A 19,940-nucleotide genomic window follows, 5' to 3' on the forward strand; every position below is an offset into this window, starting at 1 on the left:
TCGATCGATCAATTATGTGAAACGCTGCTCGTAGAGCGGCCAGCGCAGAAAAAAGTTGCGATCATCGGGCCGTCCTCGGACGCCGCTCACGCCCTCCTTTTGCAGACGCTGCTGGCCGAAGGCTGCCGTGTCGAACGCTTTTCCGGCTTCGCCGAACTGGCCCGTGCGCGCAGCGACGCTGCGCTGCTGTTCATCCTCGCCGGCGCTTTCCCCGCTCCCGACCTCTATGCGCAGGTTGGCGCGCTGCTCAGCGATGGCCGCGAGCGCGACGTGGTGCCCATCGTCGGTTATGAAGAGCAGGACAAGGCCGCCATCCTGCTCGACCTCGGTTGCGTCGACTACCTGCTGTCACCCTTTGGCGCCGGCCAGCTGGCCGCGCTGCTGCGTCGCCAGGAAGCCTCCAGCGCCGCCCAGGAACTGTTCGTCTCGCGCTCCCAGGCCGGCCGCCGCCTGCTGGCGATGGCGCAACGCGTAGCGCAGACCCGCGCGCCGATCCTGATCACCGGCGAGACCGGCACCGGCAAGGAACTGCTGGCCCGCTACATACACGGCATCGCCAACCCGGACGCGCCCTTCATCGCAGTGAACTGTGCGGCGATCCCCGAGGCGATGCTCGAATCCATCCTCTTCGGCCACGAACGCGGCGCCTTCACCGGCGCGGTGAATGCCCAGCCGGGCAAGTTCGAACTGGCCAACGGCGGCACCCTGCTGCTGGATGAGATTGGCGAACTGCCGCTGGCCCTGCAGGCCAAGCTGCTGCGCGTGCTGCAGGAGCAGCGCGTGGAGCGCCTGGGCGGGCGCCGCGAGATCGAACTGGACGTGCGCATCATCGCCGCCACCAACCGCGACCTGCAGGCCGAGGTCAACGAAGGGCGCTTCCGCGCCGACCTGATGTTCCGCCTCGACGTGTTGCCCCTGCACATCTCGCCCCTGCGCGAGCGCAAGGAAGATGTGCTGCCGCTGGCGCGGCGCTTCATCCGCCAGTACGCCCCGCAGGACGCCGAGCACGACCTGCTCACCGAGTCCGCCAGCCGCGCGCTGTTGCAGCACGACTGGCCGGGCAACGTGCGCGAGCTGGAGAACACCCTGCAACGCGCCCTGGTGCTGCGCAACGGCCTGTTCATCCAGCCCCGCGACCTCGGCCTGGCCGCGCCGGAAGCGCCCATGGCCAGCGTTGCCGCGGTGATCCCGCTGGCGGCCGAGGGCGGCCGCGCCGCGCTGCGCGCCAGCGGCAAGCTCGCCGAGTACCAGCACGTGATCGACACCATCCGCCGTTTCGGCGGGCACAAGACCAAGGCCGCCGAGAGCCTGGGCATGACCACCCGCGCATTGCGCTACCGGCTCAACGCGATGCGTGAGCAGGGCGTGCAGGTGCACTTCTGATTTCGTCTTCCGGGGGAGACCTTCCATGAGTTCGATCATGCAGGTGCAGCAGGACATGCTGGACCGGATGAACCGCTACGCCGACCTGGCCAGCGGGCCAGCCGTGCGGCCCGCCGCGCAGTTCGCCACGCAACTCGACGAGAGTGCGCCGGTACAGGGCATCGGCGCCAGCTTCGAGCAGGCGCTGCGCTCGGTGGATGCCGAGCAGCACCGGTCCAGCGCCGCCATGGCTGCGGTGGACAGCGGCCGGAGCGACGACCTGGTCGGCGCCATGATCCAGAGCCAGAAGGCCAGCGTGTCGTTCTCCGCGCTGCTGCAGGTGCGCAACAAGCTCACCGGCGCCTTCGACGAAATCATCCGCATGCCGCTGTAAGGACTGACAGTGCTGCAGAAACTCAAAGGGCGCCTGCCGCTCGACAAACTCAAGCTCGACCCGCGCCTGGGGCTGCTCGGCATTGCCCTGGGCGCCGCGCTGCTGGCCGCCGCCGTGGTCTTCTACCTGTGGCGCGACCAGGGGGCCTATCGCCCGCTGTACGGCGCCGGCGAAGCCTACCCGGCCGCCGACGTGATGCAGGTGCTCGACGCCGAAGCCTTCGACTATCGCCTGCACCCGCAGAGCGGCCAGGTGCTGGTGCGCGAGGAAGACCTGGCCCGCGCGCGCATGCTGCTGGCGGCCAAGGGCGTGAAGGTATCGGTGCCGGCCGGCTACGAGCTGTTCGACAAGGACGAGCCGCTGGGCACCAGCCATTTCCTCCAGGATGTGCGCCTCAAGCGCAGCCTGGAAGGCGAGCTGGCGCGGACCATCATGGGCCTGAAGGGCATCGAGCAGGCGCGTGTGCACGTCGCCCGCGAGGACAGCAATTCCTTCGTCGTGGGCCGTCGCGATCCGGCCAAGGCCTCGGTGCTGCTGCAACTCGCGCCCGGCCAGCGGTTGAGCCCGGAGCAGGTCGGCGCCATCGTCAACCTGGTGGCCGGCAGCGTGCCGCAGCTCAAGCCCGAGGACGTCAGCGTGGTGGACCAGAACGGCGTGCTGCTGTCGCGCGGCATCAACGGTGCCGGCGGCCCGTCGCAGAACTGGCAGGCGGTGGACGAGTACCAGCGCAAGGCGGTGGGCAATGTCGAGGAAGTGCTGGCGCCGGTGCTGGGCCTGGGCAATTACCGCATCAGCGTTTCCGCCGACATCGACTTCAGCCAGAAGGAAGAAACCCTGCAGGCCTACGGCGAGGCGCCGCGCCTGCGCAGTGAATCGCTGCGCAACGAGACCACCCTCGACCAGTTGGCCCTCGGCGTACCCGGCTCGCTGAGCAACCGTCCGCCGGAGCCGCCGCCGCAGGCGCAGCAGGGCCAGGCGCAGAACGCCAACGCCCCGGCCGGCAACGGCAAGACCGCCGGCACCGACAACAAGGCCGCGACCTCGACCCGCAACGAGACCACCCGGCAGAACGATTTCGACCAGAGCGTCACGCACATCAAGTACCCGGCCTTTGCCCTGCGCCAGCAGAGCGTGGCGGTGGTGATCAACGCCAGCACGGCGCCCGAAGGCGGCTGGACCGACAAGGCCCGCGCCGACCTGGAGGCCATGGTGAAGAGCGCCGTGGGCTTCAACGCCCAGCGCGGCGACCTGATCACCGTCAGCGTGTTCCCGTTCGCCGCCACCGCGGTGGAAGAGTCCGCGGAGAGCTGGTGGGAAAGCAGCGCCCTGCAATCCCTGGTGCGCTACAGCGTGCTCGGCCTGATCGCGCTGCTGTTTCTGCTGTTCGGCGTGCGCCCGGCAGTGCGCAGCCTGACCCAGCGCGCGCAGCCGGCGGCTACCGCCGCGCTACCCGAAGGCGCTGGCGACTACCCGCTGGCCCTGGATGCCGAGCGCCGCCTGGCGCTTTCCAACGAAACCGTCGGCGGCCTCAACGTTCTCGGCGAGCTGAACCCGCTCTCGGAGATCCGCCTGCCGGCGCCGGGGTCGGGGCTGGAACACCAGATCGAGCATCTGCAGATGCTGGCGAAGAACGACCCGGAACGGGTCTCGGAAGTGATCAAGCACTGGATTGGCCGCAATGACCGACACGAGCCTGCCTGAAGAACCGAAAAAGCGCGGCCCGCAGATGCGCGCCGTGAGCTCGCTGGAACAGGCGGCGATCCTCATGCTGAGCATGGGTGACGAAGCCTCCGCGGGCATCCTGCGCAATTTCAGCCGCGAGGAGATTGTCAGCATCAGCCAGGCAATGGCGCGGCTGTCCAACGTCAAGCAGAACACCGTCTCCGACGTCATCGGGCGCTTCTTCGACGACTACAAGCTGCAGTCCAGCATCAAGGGCGCGTCGCGCTCCTACCTCGCCGGCATGCTCGGCAAGGCGCTGGGCAGCGACATCACGCGCAACCTGCTGGACAGCATCTACGGCGAGGAAATCCGCGCCAAGATGGCGCGCATGGAGTGGATCGACCCCAAGCAGTTCGCCGCGCTGATCGCCAAGGAACACGCGCAGATGCAGGCGGTGTTCCTCGCCTTCCTGCCGCCGGGCATGGCCACCGACGTGCTCGAAGCCATGCCGGCCGAGCGCCAGGACGAGCTGCTGTTCCGCATCGCCAACCTCAGCGAAGTGAACAGCGACGTCATCGCCGAGCTGGAGCAGCTGATCGACCGCAGCCTGCGCGTGCTCTCCACCCAGGGTTCGCAGGTGCGCGGGGTCAAGCAGGCGGCGGACATCATGAACCGCTTCAAGGGCGACCGGAACCAGATGTTCGAGCTGCTGCGCGCCCACAACGACAGCCTGGTCGGCAGGATCGAGGATGAGATGTACGACTTCTTCATCCTCTCCCGGCAGAACCAGGAAGTGCTGCAGACCCTGCTGGAAGTCATCCCGCTGGACGAGTGGGTGGTCGCGTTGAAAGGCGCCGAACCCGAGCTGGTGCGCGCCATCCAGGGCGCCATGCCGAAGCGCCAGATGCAGCAGATGGAATCGATCAACCGCCGCCAGGGCCCGGTGCCGCTGAGCCGCGTGGAGCAGGTGCGAAAGGAGATCATGGGCGTTGTGCGCGATCTCGCCGCCGAGGGCGACCTGCAGGTGCAGCTGTTCCGCGAGCAGACGGTGGAGTAACCGCGCATGGCGATCAAAGTCATCAAGGCCGACAGCCGCGCCTGGCGCCCGTACCGCTTCCCGCCGCGCTGCGCGACCGCCAGCGCCGACAACCACGGCTGGGACAGCGACCCGGCCGCGCGCCAGCGCGCCATCTCCGAAGGCTTCCAGGAAGGCCTGGAGAAGGGCTACCAGGACGGCGTCGGCGAAGGCCGCGAGGCAGGCCTGCGCGAAGGCTTCGAAGCCGGTCGCCAGGACGGCCTGCGCAAGGGCCGCGAGGAAGGTCGAGCCGCTGGCCGGCAAGTGTTCGACGAAGCCAGTGCGCCATTGCAGGCCGCCGTCGCGGCCTTCACCGACTATCACCAGGCCTTCCAGCACGCGCGGCAGAAAGAGCTGCTGGAGTTGGTGCAGAAAGTCGCCAGGCAGGTCATCCGCGTCGAACTCACGCTCAATCCCACGCAGTTGCTGACGCTGGCCGAGGAAGCCCTCGCCGCCATGCCGGGCGAGCAGGGCGAGGTGCAGATCCTGCTCAACCCGGAAGAGTGCGCGCGCATCCGCGAGCTGAACCCCGAGCGCGCCGCCAGGTGGCGCCTGGTGCCGGACGAGCGCCTGGCGCTGGGCGAGTGCCGTGTGGTCACCGCCCAGGCGGAAGCCGATATCGGTTGCCAGCAGCGCCTGGACAGCTGCATGGAAGCGCTGAGCGCGCACCTGCAGGACGAAGACTGACGTGGCCCTGGGCGACGGCTTCAAGCTGGAGGAAGCGCTGCGCTCGCTGGATTCGGTCCAGCTGGCGCGGGTCAGCGGTCGCCTGGTGCGGGTCTCCGGCCTGCTGCTGGAAAGCCTCGGCTGCCGGCGCATGACCGGCCAGCGCTGCTACGTGGAAGTCGCCGACGGCGAGCGCCTGGAGGCGCAGGTGGTCGGCTTCAACCGTGACATCACCTACCTCATGCCCTTCAAGAAGCCCGTCGGCCTGACCTCCGGCTCGCGGGTCTTCCCGGCGCCGGACGAAGCCGTGCTGCATATCGATCATTCCTGGCTGGGGCGCGTGGTCAACGGCCTTGGCGAGCCTCTGGACGGCCTCGGCAAGCTCGCCGGCCGACATCCCCTGCCCACCGAGCTGCCGCAGGTGAACCCGCTGCGCCGACGCCCGGTGTCCGAGCCACTGGACGTTGGCGTGCGCGCCATCAACGGCCTGCTGACCCTGGGCAAGGGCCAGCGCGTCGGCCTGTTCGCCGGCAGCGGCGTGGGCAAGAGCGTGCTGCTGGGCATGATCACCCGGCAGACCAAGGCCGATGTGGTGGTCGTCGGGCTGATCGGCGAACGCGGCCGCGAGGTGCAGGAGTTCATCCTGCACTCCCTCGGCCCGGAAGGCTTGCAGAAGGCCGTGGTGGTAGTGGCGCCGGCCAATGAATCGCCACTGATGCGCCTGAAGGCCACCGAGCTGTGCCACAGCATCGCCGCCTACTTCCGCGACCAGGGCAAGGACGTGCTGCTGCTGGTGGATTCGCTGACCCGCTACGCCATGGCCCAGCGCGAGATCGCCCTGGCCCTGGGCGAGCCGCCGGCGACCAAGGGCTACCCGCCGTCGGTGTTCGGCATGCTCCCGGAACTGGTGGAGAGCGCCGGCAACGGCGAAGGCGAGATGGGCAGCCTGAGCGCCATCTACACCGTGCTGGCGGAGGGCGACGACCACCAGGACCCGATCGTCGACTGCGCCCGTGCGATCCTCGACGGGCACATCGTGCTCTCGCGGCGTCTGGCGGATGTCGGGCATTACCCGGCCATCGACATCGGCGCCTCGGTCAGCCGCTGCATGAGCCAGGTCGCCGACCCGGTGCATCTCTCTGCGGCGCGCCAGTTCAAGGAATTCAGCGGCACCTACGAGCGCATCAAGGAGCTTATCCCGCTGGGTGGCTACACGCCGGGCATGGACGTGAAGACTGACCGCGCGGTGCAACTGGCTCCCATGCTCGAGCGTTACCTGCGCCAGGAGACGGCCGACGGCGCCGAGCTGGGCAACAGCGTCGCCACCCTGCAAAGCATCGTCGGGGGACGCTGATGAAGGCGCAGATCGACATGCTCGGGCGCCTGGCCGACGTGCGCGGCGGCAAGGTTCGCGAGCTGCTGGGTCGCGTGAATTACCAGCAGAATCTTTGCCAGCGCTACCGCAACAACATCACCGGGCTGGATCGCCTGTGCGGCTTCAGCGTGGCCACCAGCACGCCGCTGCAGCGGCACAACCAGCAGCAGTACAAGGCGACCCTGCACAAGATGCTGCAGTTGCAGCGCTGCGAGCTGGAGGTCGCCGAGCAGACTCTGGCGCGCATCCAGGGCGAACTGATGGCGGCCATGCGCAGCGAGAAGGTGCTGGCCCAGGTAATCGAGGCCAAGGTCGGTCAATGGCAGCTGCAACTTGCGCAGCAGGAGCAGAAAATCCAGGATGGCCTCGCCGCGCAGTCCTGGTGGCGGGCCAGGGCTTGAGTGTGGCCTGCGGAAATGGCGGATAACGCGTTCCGCGTTATGCGCCCTACGCCGGAGCTTCAATCCGTAGGGCGGATAACCGCTTGCGGTTATCCGCCGGCTGTCTGGTGAACTTGCAACACGGCATTTAAGTTTTCCTCCGGGGCGGTCGCCCTCTGAGGGAAAGCCCAAAAATATTCGGATACCCACCATGGAAATCACCCGGCAACTGACCAGCGTCGCGCTGGCCACCAGCGAGTCCGCCAAGAGCGCACGCAGCGAGCGCGCCGCTCCCGTGGCAGAGGCCGGCGCCAGCGCGCCGGTCAGCGATTCACTGCGCCTGGACGAGATGCAGGAAACCCTGCGCGCCATGCCTGACGTGGACCAGGACCGGGTTGCCGAAATCCGCCGCGCCCTGATGAATGGCGACCTGGCCAACGACACCCGCCTGCTCGCCACCAGCATTCTTTCCTACCATCGCGGCAGCGACGCATGACCCAGCGCGCGCGGTTGCTGCAGGTGATCGAGCAGGACATCCAGCAGGATGGCCGCGATTGCCTGGCGCTGCGCGAGCGCCTGCAGGAGCTGTATCGCCACCTGCTGGCGCGGGACAGTGCGCAGATCGAAGTGCTGAATCCCGATATCCAGGCGCTGCTCGATGCCGTCGCCGGCCGTGCGCAGCGCCGTAGCCGCGTGCTGCGCGCCTTCCAGCTGCCGATGGATGCTGAAGGCATGCGTACGCTGCTGTCCAGCTACCAGCCGCCGCGCCGCGAGGAGCTCCAGCAGGAGTGGCAGCAGCTGGGCCAGCTCACCGCCCAGTGCAAGCGCCTCAACGAGCGCAACGGCAAGCTGCTGGCGATGCACCACGACATTCTCAGCCAACTGATGGGCGATCCGCGCGAGCAGCCGGTGTATTCGCGGCAGTTGTACTGACCGAATCCGTAGGAGCGGACTCCTGTGCCTCTGTGCAGCGCACAAAGCCCCTCACCCTAGCCCTCTCCCGCAAGCGGGAGAGGGGACCGTACGGCATCAAGCGGAACTCCGTGCCTCTCGGCCACGCCGATCGGCGCCCTCTCCCCTTCAGGGAGAGGGCGGGGGAGAGGGCAGCCCCCGCGCAGGATTCCCTCGAAAAACAACCTGCCGAAATGGCTTAACGAATCCCTCCCCACGGTCGCCCTTCCTCTGCATCAGGGCGCGCGCCCGGTAGGCGGAAATGCCGCTTCCCGCTGCGCGCCAAACCACGCCGGGCGGAAGTTCGCCTTCTCCCCGGAAAGCCTGCAAAGCCTTGAACGGCGGGCCTTACGGCATTGGCATCGTAATTGCTCCTGACCTTATGCAGAGGGGGCACAAAGAGGTGGATTCAGATGGCGACCATAGATTCCGATTACGTCAAAAGCATGGCTCAGCAGCTGGCCACGTACGAAGTGCAGAACGGCCTGAACAAGGCTGATCGCAACAAGTCGTCGTACCAGTCCCAGCTGACCGCGGTGACTTCCCTGGAGTCGGCGCTCAAGACCTTCTCCTCGGCAGTGAAGAGCCTGCAGGGCGTGACCGGCAGCAACACCAGCATGCTGGTCAACAGCGCCACCACCAGCAAGGACGGCTACCTGAGCGCCAAGGTGGACAAGAACGCCGTGCCCGGCAGCTACGACTTCTTCGTCGAGCAGCTCGCCACCAGCCACCAGCTGTCGTTCTCCGGCCTGCAGGCCGGCGACATCGATACCCAGGGCACCCTGACCCTCAGCCAGAACGGCAAGTCGTTCGACATCGACCTGAGCAAGATCGACACCGACGGCGACGGCGCCAACTCGCTGGACGAACTGGCCGCCGCAATCAACAAGGCCACCGACAATACCGGCGTCAAGGCCACCCTGGTGCGCAGCAACGGCCAGGTCTCGCTGGTGCTGGGCGCGGAGAAGTCCGGCGCGGCGAATGCCATCAGCCTGTCGCTGAGCGGCACCGACAGCGCCAACAGCGCTTTCGAGAACGCCATCGGCAACCCGCAGGAGCTGTCCAAGGCCCAGGACGCCCGAGTCCGCCTGGGTGGCGAGAACGGCATGCTGCTGACCAACGCCAGCAACACCTTCGACAACATCATCGATGGTGTCAGCGCAACCTTCACCCAGGCGCAGAAGTCCGGCGAACAGCCGATCCGCCTGACCGTCGCCCAGGACCAGAGCGAAACCAAGAAGAAGGTGCAGACCTTCATCGACGCCTTCAACGCCCTGGCCAGCACCATCGACAGCCTGACCGCCGCCGGCGACCAGAACGGCAACGCCCGCGGCGCCCTGGCCGGCGACTCCAGCGTGCGTGCCATCGAGAACGCGCTGAACCAGATGGTCCGTACCAGCTTCGGCGGCGCCAACCTGATCACCCTGGGCATCAGCGCCGACCGCAGCGGCAAGCTGACCCTCGACGCCACTCGTTTCGAGAAAGCCATCGCCAGCGAACCCGAGGCCCTGGACAAGCTGTTCATGGGCAAGGGCAACCTGCTCGACAGCCTGGACAAGGGTGTCGCCGTCTACACCAACAGCACCAATGGCGTCATGAAGAACCGCAAGGACGCCCTGAACAACAGCCTGCGCCGCGTCGACGATGACTACGACAACCTGCAGAAGCAGTACGACACCTACTACGCGCGCTACCTCAAGCAATACACCTCGATGATGCAAACCATGCAGTCGATGGACCAGACCAGCGGGATGTTCGGATGACCGCCTACGGCATGAACGAAAGCTACGACAGCTACCGGATGATCGACCTGGAATCCAAGGCCGCCTCGTCCTCGCCTTACGAACTGGTGCTGGTGCTGTTCGACGGCCTGCTCGACGAACTGGCCCGCGCCCGCGGGCATATCGAGCACAAGCGCTACCAGCAGAAGGGCCGCTCCCTGGAGAAGTGCCTGAACATCCTCAACGGCCTCAACGGCGCACTCGACTACGAGAACGGCGGCGAGACCGTGCAGGGCCTGGCGCGCCTGTATGACTACTGCATCTACCGGCTCTCCGACGTCAGTGTGTCGCTGGAAGTTGCCGGGATCGATGAGGTCGTGCGCCTGCTGGGCATCCTGCGTGAAGGCTGGGAGGGCGTGAGTGCCGCCCGTGGATGATCGCCGGCGCCTGCTCGAGCTGTACGAACGGCTCGGCGCGGCGCTGCAGCGCAAGGACTGGAAAGCCATGGGGCAGGTCGACCTGGCGATCCGCGCGCAACTGGTGGCGATGTCATCGCAGACCGGGCTGGCCGCCGACGTGCTGCTGGCCAAGAAGCACCTGAAACGTCTGCACGAGCAGGCGTCACAGGCCTGTGCCGAAGAGTGCGAGCGCCTGCGCCGCCTGCTGCTCTCGCACCTGGAATACGCCGAGGGTCGCTCGGCGTACATGCAGGTGGATACGTACCAGGAGGGTCGATAGACCGTGATCCAGTTGCCGACCCAAGCGCTGCCGACCACCGACCGTGCTACACGCCCGGTGGCCGAGGCGCGTTCGCAGGACTCGCGCCGCGACGGCGGCGACACTGCTGCTGTGGCGGGATTCCGTGCGCAGCCGCCGGCGCAGTCGAATGCCGGCGAGCGAACCATCAGCGTGCAGTCGTTCCTCGCCCAGTTCGATACCGCGCAGGCCGAGGAGCCGGTGCAGCAAGCCGAGGCTGCGCTGCCGCCGGAGGCGTTGCCCGTCGATACCCGCGACGACGATACGCAGGGCCGGGCAAGCGAAGAAGCATCGCCCTCCGGCGCGGAAAACTGGCTCGCCGGCATGCTTGGCCAGGCTGGGCTGGTGGTGCAGGCGCGGGATAACCCGGCGGTCCGGACCCACGCCCAGGTGGCCGGTTTCGCCACCCAGGCGGTGGATGGCCAGGCGCAGCCGGCGCCCGCCGCAGTGAAGCCCGAAGACGTGCTGCTGCCGCCCGCCGACCTGCCCGAAGAGCCGGCCGTACCCACGCAGCCGGCACCGCGCGAGGCGACCCAGAGCCAGGCGCAGACGTTGCTGCAACAGCACCTGGCTGCTGCCGCACAGACCCCGGACTCCGCCGTACCGACGTTGCCCGCCGGCGCGCTCGACGCGCGTCTTCCGGTGACCGACAGCAGCACGCCCGCCTCGTCTACTGCACCGGCGTCGCCGCTGTTCGACAAGCCGCTGCACCTCAAGGGCAGCAACGAGGCCCACTGGGGCGAGCAGATGGTCAGCGCCCTGCGCGACAACGTCGAGCTGCAACTCGGCCAGCGCGTGCAGAACGCCACGATCCGCCTTGATCCGCCAGAGCTGGGCGCCATGGAAATCCTCGTGCGCCATGAGGCCGGGCAGCTCAACGTGCAGATTTCCGCGTCCAGCGGCGACGTCGTGCGCCTGCTGCAGAACACCAGTGAGCGCCTGCGCCAGGAACTGGTCGGGCAGAACTTCCTGCAGGTCAACGTGCAGGTTTCGTCCGATTCGCAGTCCGGCCAGCAGGGCCAGCAGAACCGCCAGCGCTTTGCCGAAGAACCGCTCGCGGTCGCCGCCAACCCGCGTGATGCGCAGGTGGGCGAGCGCTCCGCGCCGCGTGGCGACAGCGACGTACTGATTACCGTGTAGGCCGCCCGCGGCCCGTACCCCCACAGGATTTTTCGAGAAACCCCATGTCCACGCCGCGTCTCGTTCTACTGATGCTCATCGTGAATATCGCCGTCGTGCTGGGCGGCGTGTTCGTCAATTACAAGATGATCAAGTCCGCCAGCCTCGCCCCGGCCGCCGCCGCTTCCGACAAGGAGGCAGCCAAGGAAGATGCAACGGAGGAGGAGCAGGAGAGCGCCGAATACCTCTTCGTGCCGGTGGAGAAGATCATCGTCAGTTCCCGCGGCGAAGACCGCGAGCACTACTTCGTGATCGACCTGGTGCTGCAGGCCAGGGCCGAGCAGGAGCGCAAGAAGCTGGAGAGCGTCGCGCCCATGGTGCGCAGCTCGGTGGTCGCCAACCTGACGCCGGAGAAGTTCGAAGTGCTGCGCGCCATGCCCATCGGCGAGGTGCAGACGCGCCTGGAGAAGGCGGTGATCGACGACTTCGCCGCGCGCAAGGTGGTGGTGCCCTTCGAGCACGTGCTGCTCAGCAAGATGATCGTCCAGTAGGCCGCCATGCACGCCCTTCGCGATCCTGCTCACGGCTATGCCAGTGGCGTCGGCGGCTACGACAGCCCCGAAGGCGGCCATGCGCGCCTGTCGCCGGCGGCCGAGCAGCGCTGGATGATGCAGTACCTGCCGCTGGTGCGGCGCATCGTCAGCCAGCTGTCGCTGCAGGCCAACCAGGTGCTGGACCGCGAGGACATGGAGCAGATCGGCCTGATGGGCCTGCTCGAAGGCCTGCGTCGCTACGGCGAGCCGGACGAGCAGTTCGGCCGCTTCGCCGCGCTGCGCATCCGCGGCGCCATTCTCGACGAACTGCGCCGCCAGGACTGGCGCCCCCGCCAGGTGCGGCAGCAGGCGCACAAGGTGCGCGATGCGATCCGCGCGCTGGCGCGCCAACTCGGCCGCGTGCCGAGCGACGAGGAAGTGCTGGCCGCCACCGGCCTCGACGAGGCGGGCTACCAGGATTACCTGCGCGCCGAGTCCTCCGAGGCCATCGAGAGCTTCGACGCGTTGCTGCAGAGCGGCCACGACGGCGTGCAGGCAAGCGGCGATGCGCTGGAAGAGCGCGTGCTCAAGGAACGCCTGCTGGCCCAGGCGCTGGAGCGCCTGAATGAGCGCGAGCGGCTGATCCTCAACCTGTATTACCAGCACGAACTGAACCTCAAGGAAATCGCCCTGGTGCTGGAGCTGACCGATGCGCGCATCTGCCAGCTGATGAAGCAGGCGATCGGCAAGTGCAGCCGTTTCCTCAACACCCCCGACACTCCCTGAAGAATCCCAAACCATGCAGAAAATCATCGGCGCCCTGATCATCATCGCCTGCGTGCTCGGCGGCTACGCCATGGCCCACGGCGAATTGCGCGCGCTCTGGCAGCCGGCGGAGATGATCATCATCCTCGGCGCGGGCCTGGGCACCCTGGTCGTCGCCAACCCCCGCGAAGTGCTGCTGGAGATGTGCTCGCAGATCAAGGGCGTGTTCGTCTTCAAGCGCCGCGGCGAGGAATTCCAGCGCCAGCTGCTGATGCTGCTTTACGAGCTGCTGGAGATGGTCGACGTCGGCGGCCTGAAGGTGCTCGATGCGCACATCGAGGAGCCGGACCAGAGCGAGCTGTTCGCCCGCTACCCGCTGATCCTCCAGGAAAAGAACCTGATGGCGTTCATCGCCGACAACTTCCGCCTGATGGCCATGGGCAAGATCAGCGCCCACGAGCTGGAAGGTTTCCTCGAACAGGAACTGGACGCCATGGAGCACGCCCTGCTGCAGCCTTCCAAGTCGCTGCACAAGGTCGGCGAGGCGATGCCCGGCTTCGGCATTCTCGCGGCGATCCTGGGGATCATCATCACCATGGGCAACATCGGCGGCTCGGTGGCCGAGATCGGCGCCCACGTGGCCGCCGCGCTGGTGGGCACCTTCTTCGGCATCTTCGTCTGCTACTGCCTGATGGACCCGCTGTCCAACGCCATGGCGCAGCGGGTGAAGACCGAGCTCTCGGCGCTTGAATGCGTGCGCACCACCCTGGTCGCCCACGTCGCCGGCAAGCCCACGCTGCTGGCGGTGGACGCCGGCCGCAAGCTGATCGAGCAGGACGTCAAGCCGGCCTTCAAGCAGCTGGAGACCTGGGTCACCCGCTTCGAGGAAGAGCGGGACGCAGCATGAAGAAACGTGCCGACAAGCACAGCGAAGTCATCATCAAGCGCCGCAGCAAGAAGGGCCACGATGACGAGCACGGCGGCGCCTGGAAGGTCGCCTTCGCCGACTTCACCCTGGCGATGATGGCGCTGTTCATGGTGCTGTGGATCGTTCACCCGCAGACCGAGCCGCAACCGGTGGCGGTGGGCGACCAGGATGCCAACCCGGTGGTGGATGGCGGCGCCGGCGTGTTCGATGGCGCCAGCCGCACGCCCATCGAGCTCGACGGCATGCCGCAACCGATCAAGACGCCGGAGAAACCGGCGCCGCAACTCGCCCTGGACGCCGGCAAGCAGGGCAAGGCCGGCGAGCAGGCGAAGGACGCCAGCACGCAGCAGGACGGCCGCCAGTACGACAGCAACGAGGACCTGCGCGAGCTGGCCGAGCTGATCCGCGAGGTGTCCGGCAAGGTCGATGCGCTGGCCAACATCGAGGTGACGGTGGTGCCGCAGGGGCTGCGCATCCTGATCAAGGACGACCAGCAGCGCTTCATGTTCGCCCGTGGCCAGGCGACCCTCGATCCGCATTTCCAGACGCTGCTCGGTGCGCTGTCCGGCGTGCTGTCCAAGGTGCAGAACAAGTTGATCCTCAGCGGCCACACCGATGCGGTGCAGTACCGCCGGCCCGATGGCTACAACAACTGGAACCTCTCCGGCGACCGCGCCTTGCGCGCGCGCAACGTGATGGTCGACAGCGGCCTGCCTGCCGCGCATGTGCTGCAGGTGGCGGCCCAGGCCGACGTCATGCCGCTACGTCCGGAGGACCCGGAGAGCGGCGCCAACCGGCGCATCGAGATCCTCCTGCTGACCCACAGGGCGGAGAGCCTCTACCGGGAAATCTTCGGCGAGAGTTACGCACAGGTGCATTACTCGGCCTCCGGCGCGAAGCTGGTCGAGCCGCAGCCAGCACAGCCGGAGAAGATCGAGGCGCCGGCTTCGGCGGCCGTCGAGGCGTCGACACCCGCGGCAGCGGCCAAACCGGCGTTGCGGTTGTGAGCGGGTCAGCGATCGCGCGGGTGACGCGGACAGAATACCTGGCGCGTTTCCACGCCGTAGAGGCATTCGCCCAGGGGTTCGAGGGTGATGCGTGCGCCGCGCTGGCGCCCGTAGAGCAGGTTGAAGATCAGTTCGCTGTCCAGGCCGCTGTCGGCCTGCAGGTTGCTGATGCTGTTCTCTTCCACCTGCAACTGGTAGCGCCCGCCGAGGTCGCTGCCGACGTTGCCCGAGACCTCGAGGATGTTGGCGTCCTGCTGGATCATCGAGTAGAAGCGCCCTTCGTGGAACATGGTGGTCTGGGCGATTTCCAGCACCTTGCCGCTGCCCAGTAGCACCTGCCCGGAGGACGCGTAGCGGCCGTCGATAGCCGAGGTGCTGCGCGCGTGCTTCCACAGCATGCCCAGCGCCAGCGCCAGGCAGGCGATACCGAACAGCGAGATCACCAGGCAGCGGCGGGCCACGCCGGCCTGGCGGCGTAGGTTCAGTTTAGGCACTTGCGCAACTGCTCCTGGGGAATCCGGGCGACCTGGCTCTCGTGGATCAGCAACCAGTTGGAGTGGCCTTCGGGTTGCACGCAGACCAGTTCGTAGAAGCCCGAGGTCATGTGCAGCATGAGGCCGATGGGGCGGGTGGCGAGGTCGGCCAGTTGGTGCGCCAGCGGCCGGGTGTTGCGGATCAGGCGTTGCAGGTCCTGTTCGTTGTCTTCGACGTAGGTGATCTGCAGCGAGCCCAGGTTCTGTTCGGTGGTGAGGACCGGGCTGCGCAACTGGGTGTAGTAGAAGGCGCCGCAGAGGACCAGCAGGCCGAGGATGCAGAGGCTGGCCGCGGCGAATTTCAGGCGCCGTAGATTCGGCGCTCGCGGCGCGGCTGCGGGGCTCCTCAGCGGAATCACTTCCGGCGTGGCATCGACCATTTCTGCTTCCACTTCCGGCTCGCTCGCCTGGCCCACCAGATACTGCGGGTTGAACATGTAGCCGCGGCGCGGCAGCGTCTGGATGATCTGCCGCTGCTTCTCGTCCGCCAGCACCTGGCGCAGGGTGTAGATCTGCTGGTTGAGGCTGCCCTGGCCGACGACGCGGTCGGACCAGGCGTGGGTCAGCAGCTCGTCGCGTGCGACCACGTCTCCTGGGCTTTGCAACAGGCGTTCGAGTACCCGGCTGCCGGAGAAACCCAGGTCGATCCGCTCCACCTGGCCGTCACGGTCGAGGTCGAGTTGATAGAGCGCGGGATAGAACTGCGCGATGCAATCGGAACGGCCAGTCCGGAGCTTCAGGCAGGCGATCGGCCGTCCGTCCGGTAGCGGTGAAATGAGTGTGTTCATCGAGCCCTTGCCAGCCGCGCTCTTGACGGTCGCGGGGAAACTCCATTTGTCCATGGAGGCAGAGGCATTATTTTGACGTCAGAAAAATGTGGGTGCAAGTTCTGAATTTTGCACACTCGTGCTTGCAATTTTCACACGAGTCTCGAAACCGCTGGCGCAGGCGGGTTGCGCCGCGACCGCACGTCGTAACACCGCTTGTCAGCGTACCCGCAGACAGCAGAACGCCCCGCCGAGGCGGGGCGCTGCAGAATCAGGGCGCGCGAGGCGGGGGCCTCGCGCTGGCCGGGCCTTAGCCCAGCAGGCCCATGATCATGCTGGGCATCTGGCCAGCTTGCTTGAGCATGGAGATGCCGGACTGCATGAGCATGGAGTTCTTGCTCATGTTGGCGCTTTCGACGGCGAAGTCGGCGTCCATGATGCGGCCCTTGGACAGGTCGGTGTTGTCCTTCATGTTGGCCAGGTTATTGGAGGTGTGCTGCAGGCGGTTGATGTTCGCACCGAACTGCGCGCGCAGGGCGCCGATGGCGTCCAGGGCATCGTTGGCCTTGTCGATGGAGCCGTTGGCGCCAGTGATGGTTTCCAGCTCGGTACCGTCGGCGCTGGTGGCCTGGAACTGAGTGGTCAACGCGCCGAAGGCATCGGTCACGGCCTTTAGCTGGGTGGTGACGTCGACGGTCAGGGTCTCGGCCTTGTCCGAACCGATCTGGAAGGTCACGCCGCCGGTGGTGCCGAACTTGCCGCTGGCGCCATCGACGCCGAACAGCGCGTCACCACCGAACTTGGTGTTGGCGATGATGTTCTTCAGTTCCTTGCCCAGCTCGTTGAACTCGGCGGACAGCGCCTTGCCGTCGTCGGTGGAGTTGGTGCCGTTGGCGGCCTGGGTGGCCAGGTCCTTCATGCGCTGGGTGATGTCGGTCAGTTCGCTGAAGGAACCGTCGGCGGTCTGCATCAGGGAGATGGCGTCGCTGGTGTTGCGCATGGCCACGTCCATGCCGCGGGACTGGGCGTTCAGGCGAGTGGCGATCTGCAGGCCGGCGGCGTCGTCGGCAGCGGAGTTGATCCGCAGGCCGGTGCCCAGGCGCTGCTGGTTGGTGGCCAGCAGGTTGTTGGTCTTGCCCAGGTTGCTCTGGGTGATCAGGGAGGAGTAGTTGGTTTGAATCGACAAGGCCATGGTGGACTTCCTGTATGAGCTGAATGAAGCCGGCGTTGTGCCTGCTGAAGGGGTAAGGCGACAGCTCGCGGGGAAGGATTAAGGGTGTTGGAAAATTTTTTGGCGCGGGGATTCCGACGCTACCGGCAGTCACGCTGCCGACATCGTCGTACACGGTCATGTGTCCTTTTGCCAGGGATCGATCATCTATCTTGTTGAGACATGTCTGACAGCCCCGACGCCGAGGTGCAGCTAAGCTCCCCAGGTCCACAAGGCTGTGGATAGTTCGTGTGAACCGCTCAGTGCGAACCCCGAGAAAGGAACCTCATGATCTCCGTCTACCAGCTCAAGTCCCGTTTCCAGAACCTGCTTCGCCCCCAGGTCACCCGTCTCCACGAGCGCGGCGTCACCGCCAACCAGGTGACGCTGGCCGCCTGCGGCCTGTCGCTGCTGGTGGCGCTCAGCGTCGCGCTGCTCGCCAGCCACGCCTGGATATTCCTGCTGATTCCCCTGTGGATGTTCCTGCGCATGGCGCTCAACGCCATGGACGGCATGCTCGCCCGCGAATTCGGCCAGCAGTCGAAGCTGGGCGCCTACCTCAATGAACTGACCGACGTGATCGCCGACAGCGCGCTGTACCTGCCGTTCGCCCTGCTGCCGGGCGTGACCCCGGCGCTGGTGGTGCTGGTGGTACTGCTGGCGATGATCAGCGAATACGCCGGGGTGCTGGGCGTGATGGTCGGCGCCTCGCGGCGTTATGACGGGCCGATGGGCAAGAGCGACCGCGCACTGTGCTTCGGCGTCTTCGGTGCAGGCGTGGCCAGTGGACTGCTGCCGCTGTCCTGGCTCGACCCGCTGCTGGTGCTGCTGGCGCTGCTGCTGGTGCTGACTATCGTCAACCGGGTGCGCCAGGGGCTGGCTGAACAGAAGGAACAACAGGCCGGCTGAACAAGGGCCTGTCGTGTCAGGAAGGGGACAGGACTGCCCCGCAAGCCATCGAAACAGAGGAAGTTATGCGCGAGTCTTCGAATCACCATTTCATCACCCACGACGGCGTCGAGCTGTTCTATCGCCACTGGCCGGCGGTGCCCGCCGACGATGAGCCGCGCCGCGCGGTCGTGCTGTTCCACCGGGGCCACGAACACTCCGGCCGCATCGGCCACCTGGCCGACGAGCTCGACCTGCCCGGCTTCGATGTTTTCGCCTGGGACGCCCGCGGCCATGGCCAGTCGCCGGGAGCGCGCGGCGATAGTCCAAGCTTCGGTACCAGCGTTCGTGATGTACAAACCTTCGTCGAGCACATCGCTGCTACCCACGGCATCGCCATCAGCGACATGGCCGTCGTGGCGCAGAGTGTCGGCGCGGTGGTCGCCTCCACCTGGGTCCACGACTACGCCCCGCCGATCCGCAGCCTGGTGCTCGCTTCGCCGGCGTTCAAGGTCAAGCTCTACGTGCCTTTCGCCCGGCCGGGCCTGAAGCTGGCAAGGGCGTGGCGCGGCAACTTCTTCGTCAACAGCTACGTGAAGGCGAAATTCCTCACCCACGATCCCGAGCGGATCGCCTCCTATGACAGCGACCCGCTGATCGCCAAGGCGATCTCGGTGAACGTGCTGCTGGGCCTCTACGAAGCGGCTGATCGGGTGGTCGCCGACGCCCAGGCGATCCAGGTGCCAACCCAGCTGCTGATCTCCGGTTCGGACTTCGTGGTGCACCGCAAGCCGCAGCAACGTTTCTTCGACAACCTCGGCACGGCGCGCAAGGAACTGCACATCCTGCCCGGCTTCTTCCATGACACCCTCGGCGAGCTGAACCGCGAGCAGGCGGTGACCCGTGCCCGGCGCTTCATTCTCGAATGCTTTGCCCGCGCGCCGGAGCGCCCGGACCTGCGCGACGCCGATCGCTTCGGCTACACCTGCGCCGAAGCAGAAGCCCTGGCGACCCCACTGCCCAGCTGGTCGATCCGCGACCTCTACTGGCGCGCGACCCGCGCCAACATGCGCCTCGGCCGGTTGCTGTCGGACGGCATCAACCTCGGTTTCCAGACCGGCTTCGATTCCGGCAGCACGCTGGATTACGTCTACCGCAACCAGCCCGCCGGCGCGGGGCCCGTGGGGCGGATGATCGACCGCACCTACCTGGAGTCCGCCGGCTGGCGCGGCATCCGCCAGCGCAAGGTGCATATCGAGGAACTGCTGCGCCTGGCCATGGCCAGCCTGCGCGAGCAGGGCCGCGAGGTGCGCATCCTCGATATCGCCGCGGGCCACGGACGCTACATTCTCGAAGCGCTGCAGGGCGTCGAGCCGCTGCCGGAAAGCGTGCTGCTGCGCGACTACAGCGAACTGAACGTGCGCGAAGGCTCTGCGCTGATCGAGCGCCTGGGGTTGAAGGAGCATGCGCGCTTCGTCCAGGGCGATGCCTTCGATGGCGCTGACCTGGCCGCTGTAGAGCCGAAACCGAGCCTGGCGGTGGTGTCCGGTCTCTACGAGCTGTTCGCCGACAACGCCATGGTCAGCGGCTCGCTGGCAGGCCTTGGCGCAGCGGTGGAAGAGGGCGGCTACCTGATCTACACCGGCCAGCCCTGGCACCCGCAGCTGGAGCTGATCGCCCGCGCCCTGACCAGCCACCGCGCCGGGCAGGCCTGGGTGATGCGCCGCCGCACGCAACTGGAGATGGACCAACTGGTCGAGGCGGCGGGCTTCCGCAAGCTGGCCCAGCGCATCGACGAGGACGGCATCTTCAGCGTGTCGCTGGCGCGCCGGGAGCGCCGTTGATGGG

The 19,940-nt window shown here is 66.9% G+C and carries 22 protein-coding genes; 19 read left to right on the top strand and 3 right to left on the bottom strand.

Features of this window, described 5'->3' with window-relative positions; all coding sequences use genetic code 11:
• Nucleotides 1–3: 3 nt before the first annotated feature.
• From LDJ84_RS01235 to LDJ84_RS01315, 17 genes are all read left to right on the top strand, one after another.
• Complete coding sequence (locus LDJ84_RS01235; RefSeq protein WP_226046628.1) at nt 4–1,383, top strand: sigma-54 dependent transcriptional regulator; 1,380 nt, start codon at nt 4–6, stop codon at nt 1,381–1,383.
• Nucleotides 1,384–1,408: 25 nt separating this feature from the next.
• A complete protein-coding gene (locus tag LDJ84_RS01240) occupies nt 1,409–1,756 on the top strand; it encodes a flagellar hook-basal body complex protein FliE (protein WP_084358415.1) in 348 nt (115 codons plus the stop codon).
• Between the two features lie 9 nt (nt 1,757–1,765).
• A complete protein-coding gene (gene fliF / locus LDJ84_RS01245; protein ID WP_226045782.1) occupies nt 1,766–3,457 on the top strand; it encodes a flagellar basal-body MS-ring/collar protein FliF in 1,692 nt (563 codons plus the stop codon).
• A complete protein-coding gene (locus LDJ84_RS01250) occupies nt 3,435–4,475 on the top strand; it encodes a FliG C-terminal domain-containing protein (RefSeq protein WP_024766276.1) in 1,041 nt (346 codons plus the stop codon). Before fliF ends, LDJ84_RS01250 begins: the two co-directional genes overlap by 23 nt.
• A gap of 6 nt (nt 4,476–4,481) precedes the next feature.
• Nucleotides 4,482–5,180 (top strand): flagellar assembly protein FliH, encoded by a 699-nt coding sequence (gene fliH / locus LDJ84_RS01255; RefSeq protein WP_024766277.1) that lies wholly within the window; start codon nt 4,482–4,484, stop codon nt 5,178–5,180.
• Nucleotide 5,181: 1 nt separating this feature from the next.
• The gene (fliI, locus tag LDJ84_RS01260; RefSeq protein WP_280048316.1) at nt 5,182–6,513 is read left to right on the top strand and encodes a flagellar protein export ATPase FliI; all 1,332 of its coding nucleotides are present in this window, start codon (nt 5,182–5,184) and stop codon (nt 6,511–6,513) included.
• Nucleotides 6,513–6,935, top strand: coding sequence for a flagellar FliJ family protein (locus LDJ84_RS01265; protein ID WP_226045783.1), 423 nt, complete (start codon nt 6,513–6,515; stop codon nt 6,933–6,935). Before fliI ends, LDJ84_RS01265 begins: the two co-directional genes overlap by 1 nt.
• 190 nt (nt 6,936–7,125) lie before the next feature.
• Nucleotides 7,126–7,410, top strand: a complete 285-nt coding sequence (flgM, locus tag LDJ84_RS01270; RefSeq protein ID WP_024766280.1) for a flagellar biosynthesis anti-sigma factor FlgM — start codon at nt 7,126–7,128, stop codon at nt 7,408–7,410.
• Entirely contained in the window at nt 7,407–7,847 is a 441-nt protein-coding gene (gene flgN, locus LDJ84_RS01275; RefSeq protein ID WP_226045784.1) for a flagellar protein FlgN, read from the top strand. The genes flgM and flgN overlap by 4 nt, the downstream gene beginning before the upstream one ends.
• A gap of 431 nt (nt 7,848–8,278) precedes the next feature.
• The gene (fliD, locus tag LDJ84_RS01280) at nt 8,279–9,628 is read left to right on the top strand and encodes a flagellar filament capping protein FliD (RefSeq protein ID WP_065086317.1); all 1,350 of its coding nucleotides are present in this window, start codon (nt 8,279–8,281) and stop codon (nt 9,626–9,628) included.
• Entirely contained in the window at nt 9,625–10,023 is a 399-nt protein-coding gene (fliS, locus tag LDJ84_RS01285; protein ID WP_037017149.1) for a flagellar export chaperone FliS, read from the top strand. Before fliD ends, fliS begins: the two co-directional genes overlap by 4 nt.
• Nucleotides 10,007–10,324 carry a hypothetical protein gene (locus LDJ84_RS01290; protein WP_024766284.1) on the top strand — a complete coding sequence of 106 codons (318 nt, stop codon included), beginning with the start codon at nt 10,007–10,009 and terminating at the stop codon, nt 10,322–10,324. The genes fliS and LDJ84_RS01290 overlap by 17 nt, the downstream gene beginning before the upstream one ends.
• Nucleotides 10,325–10,327: 3 nt before the next feature.
• Nucleotides 10,328–11,482, top strand: coding sequence for a flagellar hook-length control protein FliK (locus LDJ84_RS01295; RefSeq protein ID WP_226045785.1), 1,155 nt, complete (start codon nt 10,328–10,330; stop codon nt 11,480–11,482).
• Between the two features lie 44 nt (nt 11,483–11,526).
• Nucleotides 11,527–12,012, top strand: a complete 486-nt coding sequence (locus LDJ84_RS01300) for a flagellar basal body-associated FliL family protein (protein WP_024766286.1) — start codon at nt 11,527–11,529, stop codon at nt 12,010–12,012.
• 6 nt (nt 12,013–12,018) lie between these two features.
• Complete coding sequence (locus LDJ84_RS01305; RefSeq protein WP_024766287.1) at nt 12,019–12,780, top strand: FliA/WhiG family RNA polymerase sigma factor; 762 nt, start codon at nt 12,019–12,021, stop codon at nt 12,778–12,780.
• 13 nt (nt 12,781–12,793) lie between these two features.
• Nucleotides 12,794–13,666, top strand: coding sequence for a flagellar motor stator protein MotA (gene motA, locus LDJ84_RS01310; protein ID WP_024766288.1), 873 nt, complete (start codon nt 12,794–12,796; stop codon nt 13,664–13,666).
• The gene (locus LDJ84_RS01315) at nt 13,663–14,694 is read left to right on the top strand and encodes an OmpA family protein (RefSeq protein ID WP_226045786.1); all 1,032 of its coding nucleotides are present in this window, start codon (nt 13,663–13,665) and stop codon (nt 14,692–14,694) included. The genes motA and LDJ84_RS01315 overlap by 4 nt, the downstream gene beginning before the upstream one ends.
• A 5-nt stretch (nt 14,695–14,699) precedes the next feature.
• Here LDJ84_RS01315 and LDJ84_RS01320 read toward each other — a convergent pair whose 3' ends face one another.
• From LDJ84_RS01320 to lafA, 3 genes are all read right to left on the bottom strand, one after another.
• A complete protein-coding gene (locus tag LDJ84_RS01320; RefSeq protein ID WP_226045787.1) occupies nt 14,700–15,188 on the bottom strand; it encodes a hypothetical protein in 489 nt (162 codons plus the stop codon).
• Nucleotides 15,176–16,015 (bottom strand): winged helix-turn-helix domain-containing protein, encoded by an 840-nt coding sequence (locus LDJ84_RS01325; protein ID WP_226045788.1) that lies wholly within the window; start codon nt 16,013–16,015, stop codon nt 15,176–15,178. The genes LDJ84_RS01320 and LDJ84_RS01325 overlap by 13 nt, the downstream gene beginning before the upstream one ends.
• Before the next feature lie 289 nt (nt 16,016–16,304).
• Nucleotides 16,305–17,186, bottom strand: coding sequence for a lateral flagellin LafA (lafA, locus tag LDJ84_RS01330; protein WP_054909512.1), 882 nt, complete (start codon nt 17,184–17,186; stop codon nt 16,305–16,307).
• A 306-nt stretch (nt 17,187–17,492) separates the two neighbouring features.
• On the opposite strand from lafA, the gene LDJ84_RS01335 reads away from it, so the two are divergent.
• A complete protein-coding gene (locus LDJ84_RS01335; RefSeq protein ID WP_037017143.1) occupies nt 17,493–18,113 on the top strand; it encodes a CDP-alcohol phosphatidyltransferase family protein in 621 nt (206 codons plus the stop codon).
• A 65-nt stretch (nt 18,114–18,178) separates the two neighbouring features.
• Nucleotides 18,179–19,936 carry a bifunctional alpha/beta hydrolase/class I SAM-dependent methyltransferase gene (locus tag LDJ84_RS01340; protein ID WP_226045789.1) on the top strand — a complete coding sequence of 586 codons (1,758 nt, stop codon included), beginning with the start codon at nt 18,179–18,181 and terminating at the stop codon, nt 19,934–19,936.
• Nucleotides 19,937–19,940 lie beyond the last annotated feature (4 nt).

This window comes from Pseudomonas sp. HS-18 (genome assembly GCF_020401845.1).
Classification (GTDB): Bacteria; Pseudomonadota; Gammaproteobacteria; order Pseudomonadales; family Pseudomonadaceae; genus Pseudomonas; species Pseudomonas nitroreducens.

Excerpts from the sequence above, each read along its gene's own strand:
- fliH (WP_024766277.1), top strand. The coding sequence starts at position 4,482 with ATGGCGATCAAAGTCATCAAGGCCGACAGCCGCGCCTGGCGCCCGTAC.
- LDJ84_RS01325 (WP_226045788.1), bottom strand. The coding sequence starts at position 16,015 with ATGAACACACTCATTTCACCGCTACCGGACGGACGGCCGATCGCCTGC.
- fliS (WP_037017149.1), top strand. The coding sequence starts at position 9,625 with ATGACCGCCTACGGCATGAACGAAAGCTACGACAGCTACCGGATGATC.
- LDJ84_RS01250 (WP_024766276.1), top strand. The coding sequence starts at position 3,435 with ATGACCGACACGAGCCTGCCTGAAGAACCGAAAAAGCGCGGCCCGCAG.
- fliD (WP_065086317.1), top strand. The coding sequence starts at position 8,279 with ATGGCGACCATAGATTCCGATTACGTCAAAAGCATGGCTCAGCAGCTG.
- flgM (WP_024766280.1), top strand. The coding sequence starts at position 7,126 with ATGGAAATCACCCGGCAACTGACCAGCGTCGCGCTGGCCACCAGCGAG.
- LDJ84_RS01335 (WP_037017143.1), top strand. The coding sequence starts at position 17,493 with ATGATCTCCGTCTACCAGCTCAAGTCCCGTTTCCAGAACCTGCTTCGC.
- motA (WP_024766288.1), top strand. The coding sequence starts at position 12,794 with ATGCAGAAAATCATCGGCGCCCTGATCATCATCGCCTGCGTGCTCGGC.
- LDJ84_RS01240 (WP_084358415.1), top strand. The coding sequence starts at position 1,409 with ATGAGTTCGATCATGCAGGTGCAGCAGGACATGCTGGACCGGATGAAC.
- LDJ84_RS01305 (WP_024766287.1), top strand. The coding sequence starts at position 12,019 with ATGCACGCCCTTCGCGATCCTGCTCACGGCTATGCCAGTGGCGTCGGC.
- LDJ84_RS01340 (WP_226045789.1), top strand. The coding sequence starts at position 18,179 with ATGCGCGAGTCTTCGAATCACCATTTCATCACCCACGACGGCGTCGAG.
- LDJ84_RS01300 (WP_024766286.1), top strand. The coding sequence starts at position 11,527 with ATGTCCACGCCGCGTCTCGTTCTACTGATGCTCATCGTGAATATCGCC.
- LDJ84_RS01265 (WP_226045783.1), top strand. The coding sequence starts at position 6,513 with ATGAAGGCGCAGATCGACATGCTCGGGCGCCTGGCCGACGTGCGCGGC.
- lafA (WP_054909512.1), bottom strand. The coding sequence starts at position 17,186 with ATGGCCTTGTCGATTCAAACCAACTACTCCTCCCTGATCACCCAGAGC.
- LDJ84_RS01315 (WP_226045786.1), top strand. The coding sequence starts at position 13,663 with ATGAAGAAACGTGCCGACAAGCACAGCGAAGTCATCATCAAGCGCCGC.
- flgN (WP_226045784.1), top strand. The coding sequence starts at position 7,407 with ATGACCCAGCGCGCGCGGTTGCTGCAGGTGATCGAGCAGGACATCCAG.